Here is a 4,669-nt window from a genome sequence, read left to right as displayed (position 1 = left end):
GCCGGGTCCGCGCCCGGAGCCGACGCCGCCGCCCGAGCCTGAGCCGATGCCTCCGCCCGAGCCCGTACCGTTCGAGGGCGGACCCAGCACCGCGGACATGGGATCGCCTAGAGCGCCGGTGTGCGGCAGCTTGATTTCCGGCGGGACCACCACCGTGGGCTCGACCGCCAGCTTGGGATCAGGATTGCGGATGATGGCCGTTGGCGGCGTGATCTGTTCACGCGAGAACTTGGGCAGCGCGCCCTTGGAAGCGGCCAGCTTGTCGCGGTCTCCGCCGCCGCCGCCGCCGCCCGCCTTGGTATCGGAGGGAGGCAGAACGTAGGGGCTGATGTCCATCACCATGCCCGTCACTTGCCGCTTGATCTCGTCCTTGTGCTGCGCGAACAGGATCCCGGAGATCATGACGACCGATATGGCCAGGACGTGGACCAGGAACGACAGCACAAAGTTGGTGGGACGGACCTGGTAGGTGCCGTAGCCCGCGCCGAACAGGGTGGGCAGAATGTCGTGTCCCGAGCTGGGTTGGCCCGGCGCCATTGGCGGCTGGTTCATCACAGACGAGGACATAGGAACCCTATCAAGTATAGTCCGGGAGAGACCCCGCGGGAGTCCAGAAAGTTCCAACATCCCTCCCTGCCCTATTTTACCTCCGACTCCCCCTTGGAGTGCCCTCCAAAAAGACGGGCAAAAAAGCCGAAAAAGCCGCCGCGCTTTTTCCTCTTCTCAGGCTTGGGAGCCGCGGCCACGGGGACCGGCTCGGTTGTGGCCGGCGGAGGCGCCTGGACTGCCGGGGTCGAAGCCGCTGGCGCGCTTGCGGCCGCGGGGGCCGGAGGCGGCGAAGGCGCCGGGGCCGCCGGCTTCTCCGCGCGGTAAACCAGCGGCGCGTCCACCTGCACGTGCAGCTCGCCCGGAGCGATCTCCGGCGGAGGAGCGGTCTCCGGGGCCTGGCTTGAGACCAGCGCGGGGGCCGGGTTCTCTTCCTTCGCCGCGGGCGGCGGAGGCTCTTCCTTCTCCGCCGCGGCCGGAAGGGGAGTCTGGGTCTCGGCGGGCCGTGTCTCTTGAACCACTGCGGGCGGCGGCTGGGGCGGCTTCACCTCGGCGTGTTCGACCGCCGGGGGCGATGGGCAGCCGCAATCGGGCGGGGCCATGTTCTCGGGCCGCTCCACGCGGCCTTCGCGGAAGTACACCTGCTCTCCCGGACGCACCTGGTAGATGCCCTCGCCCATCAGCTCGGTCACGATGATGGAGGCGGTGTTGGAGTCGAGCGCGCGCACGCAGGTATTGCCGCGGGAGTCGGCGCGGATGGCGAAATGGAACTCGCCCGGTCCGGCCAGCAGCAGGCGGAAGTCCGGGGTCATCACCGCATCGGCGGAGGCTTGGAGCGAAAAGTTGGTCTCCATGGCCCCGGTGCCCATGCTCCAGAGCAGGTCGCGCCCACTGGCGGAGCTGGAAACGGAGACGCTGGTCCCGGGACAGACGCGCACTTCCCCGCCCCGCGCCAGGCGCACGGTCGCCGTCTGTTTTCCGGCGGTGACTGAGGAACCCGGGAGCACCCCCATCCCCGTGCCCGCCAGCACCACCGAGCCTTTGACGGTGGCATCCGCGGCAAAGACCTCTCCCACCGGGTTCTGCGCGGCCAGCGAAGCCGCGCCCACCAGCGACAACGCTGCCAGAAGAATCGCGCGCGGGAGACGGAGATGCGGCATGGTCGGGAGGTGGGGCGCTTGGGGAGCGCCGGGTCAAACTAACTTCGGGGACGGAGTAGCATCGCCCCCTAGCGCGCGGGTGTCAAGCAGGCCGCGCAGAGACGTTGCATGCAACATCATCTACAGCGCCAGAAAGTTGGCAATCAGGCGCTTGCCTTCCACCGTCAGCACGCTCTCCGGATGGAACTGCACGCCCTCCACCGGGAAGCGGCGGTGGCGCAGTCCCATGATCACTTCCCCGCCGGCTGCGTCAGCGGTGCGCGCCGAGACCTCGAGCTCCGCCGGCAGGCTGCGCGGCTCGACCACCAGCGAATGATAGCGGGTGGCGGTGAGCGGCGAGGGCAGGCCCCGGAAGATGGTCTTGCCGTCGTGCTTCACCTGGCTGGTCTTGCCGTGCATGAGTTTTTTGGCGCGTACGATCTTGCCGCCGAAGGCCGCGCCCACCGCCTGATGTCCCAGGCAAACGCCCAGCACCGGAACCTTGCCGGCAAAATGGCGGATCAGCTCGATGCTGATGCCCGCCTCCTGCGGCGTGCACGGCCCGGGCGAGATCACGATGCGCTCCGGGCGCAGCCGCTCCACCTCGGCGACCGAAACCTGGTCGTTGCGCCGCACTTCGACCTTGGCGCCTAGTTCGCCCAAGTATTGAACCAGGTTGTAGGTGAAGGAGTCGTAATTGTCGAGGACGAAGACCATCACTGCTTCTTCAGTCCCGCCATCCAGTTCACCACCAGGGTGAGCGGCGCGCCGGACTCCCCTCCGGCGCTGGAAGTAGCCAGGAAGCGCGAGTCATCGGGCGACACCACGAAGGCGCCGAAAATGCCGGCAGGCGAGTTCAACTTGAAGAGCGATTTGACCGTGCCCACCTCCACGCTCGAGTCCTTCTCGGCGATGGGCGCTGCCATCACGGTGTTGTCGGGCCGGAGGAAGAATAGCTCGCGCCCGTCGCGACTCCACTGCGGGATATCGCCGCCTTCGCTCGAGACCTGCCACTTGGGCCCCACGTTGGGGAAGGGAGTGACGTACACCTCGTCGCGGCCGGACTCGTTCGAGACGTAGGCGATCCAGCGCCCGTCGGGCGAGAATCGCGCCTGGTCTTCCTGCGCGGGCGTTCGCAGCAGCGGGGTCCCCTTGCTCTGGTCCGACCGCAGGAACCAAATATCCCGGCGCGTATCGTTGGCGAGCACGTCGAAGAGCAGGTACTTGCCGTCGCGGGACCAGTCGGAAGCCGTGCCGGTGGCTCCCTCGATCTCCGACACTAACACCTCTTCTCCGGCGCCGTTCGCGGCCTTGCTGTAGAGCGCCCACTTGCCGCCGTAATTGGCGGTAAAGGCGATGCGGCTGCCATCGGGCGCCCAGACCGGAGCCGACATCTGGGTGGGCTTGAAGGTCAGGCGAGTGCGCACCGAGCGCTTCAGGTCGTACACCCAGAGGTCGGCAGCCGGATCGCCGATCACCGCCGCCACTCGGCTACCGTCGCGGGAGAAGGCTGTGCCGAAGTAGCTCTCCCGCCCGCCCCAGTTGCCCAGTTGCTTGCCGGAGCGGTCACGCCACTCCAACTGCACGCCCTGCGCGATGCTGCCCCCGGGCTCGTACGCCAGCACTCCGTTCTGCGAGGCGCTGAATACGCCCCGCCATACGCCGGAATCGTAGAGGACTCCCTCCACGACGGGAGTGGGGCTTCCCGTGAGTGTCCCGTTCTCGGGGTTGAAGGGCTGCGCCATGAGCGTGTTCTCGCGCAGGAACAGGAGGTGCCCGTCGGCGAAGGCGGCGTTGGCCACCGAGTGCACCAGCAGCCGGCTCGGCTTGCCGTCGAGCGAGGCCCAGTACACGCCGTTCTTCTCGCCGGAGGGAGCGCGATGGTTGGCGGCCAGGTAGAGGAAGTGCTTGCCGTCGGGCAGGGCGTAGGGCCAGCGGTGCGTGGTGTGCAGGTTGGGATCGATCTGGGTGATGGTCTCAGGCGTCCCGCCGCTGTCGGCCACGCGCTGGATGCCGGTCTGGGTATTGGGCGTAAACAGGATGATGCCGCTCGACATCCAGCTTCCTCCGCGCGCGTTGGCGGCGTCGCAGACGGTGACGGCCGGGCCTCCCGCCGTCTCCACCCGCTTCAGCTTGCTGCCGGCGAAGAAAGCGACGGAGTGGCTGTCGGGCGACCAGAAGGGCTCCTTGCCGCCCTCGGTGCCGGGCAGCGGACGCGACTCATGCTGGCTCAGATCGCGCACCCAGATCTCCGTCTTCCCCTCGGCGTTGGTCGCCAGGAAGGTCAGCATCTTGCCGTCGGGCGAAACCTCCACCGGTCCACCCTCGTTGCCCGTCAGCGCGAAGAAGCCCTTCTCCGGCGGCAGGATGGAAGTCACGATGGGAGCGTCGTAGCTCCACGCGCTGCGCTTCCACAGCCAGCCAACGGCGGCGAGGCCCGCGACCACAATTAGCGCGGCGGCCCACGCCAGCCGTTCCCGGCTGCGCTTGCGGCGCACAACCGGCGCGGCGTTCACCTGCGAGCCGGATTCCGCGATCCAGCGCAACTGCAGCTTGACGTCGTGCGCGGTCTGGAAGCGTTCTTCCGGATCCTTGGCCAGACAGGTCTTCACCACGTGCTCGAGCGCCGGGGGCGTCATGGGCTGTACGCGGGAGATGGGCTCCGGCTCTTTCTCCAGGATGGCGCTGGCGATGCTGATCTGGCTCTTCCCTTCGAAGGCCCGCTTGCCCGTCGCCATCTCGTAGAGCACGGCGCCCAGCGCGAAGATGTCGGAGCGTGAGTCCGCCTCGTGGCCCTCCACCTGTTCGGGGCTCATGTACTGGAAGGTGCCGATGACCGTGCCCTCGCGCGTCACCGGGCTGGCCGGCGAAGCCTGCGTGGCAATGCCGCTGAACGCCGAGCCGGAGGCGGCCAGCCCTTGCGGCTTGGCCAGCCCGAAGTCCAGCAGCTTGGCTCCCGACTTGGTCAGCACGATGTTCCCCGG

Annotated in this window: 4 protein-coding genes; all 4 read right to left on the bottom strand. The window is 68.0% G+C overall.

Annotated features, from left to right (window positions below; all coding sequences use genetic code 11):
• On the bottom strand, positions 1 to 537 hold a 537-nt coding region (locus tag VGQ94_05545; protein ID HEV2021973.1), incomplete at its 3' end, for an energy transducer TonB.
• A gap of 101 nt (positions 538 to 638) precedes the next feature.
• The gene (locus tag VGQ94_05540; protein ID HEV2021972.1) at positions 639 to 1,706 is read right to left on the bottom strand and encodes a hypothetical protein; all 1,068 of its coding nucleotides are present in this window, start codon (positions 1,704 to 1,706) and stop codon (positions 639 to 641) included.
• Positions 1,707 to 1,826: 120 nt separating this feature from the next.
• A complete protein-coding gene (locus tag VGQ94_05535) occupies positions 1,827 to 2,402 on the bottom strand; it encodes an aminodeoxychorismate/anthranilate synthase component II (protein HEV2021971.1) in 576 nt (191 codons plus the stop codon).
• Positions 2,402 to 4,669, bottom strand: a 2,268-nt coding sequence (locus VGQ94_05530; GenBank protein HEV2021970.1) for a protein kinase, incomplete at its 5' end; no start/stop codon positions are given. The genes VGQ94_05535 and VGQ94_05530, both read right to left, overlap by 1 nt.

It is taken from the genome of Terriglobales bacterium (assembly GCA_035937135.1).
Taxonomy (GTDB): domain Bacteria; phylum Acidobacteriota; class Terriglobia; order Terriglobales; family Acidobacteriaceae; genus DASYVL01.
Note: the sequence above shows the minus strand (reverse complement) of the source record. Positions and strands in the feature narration are given on the sequence as shown.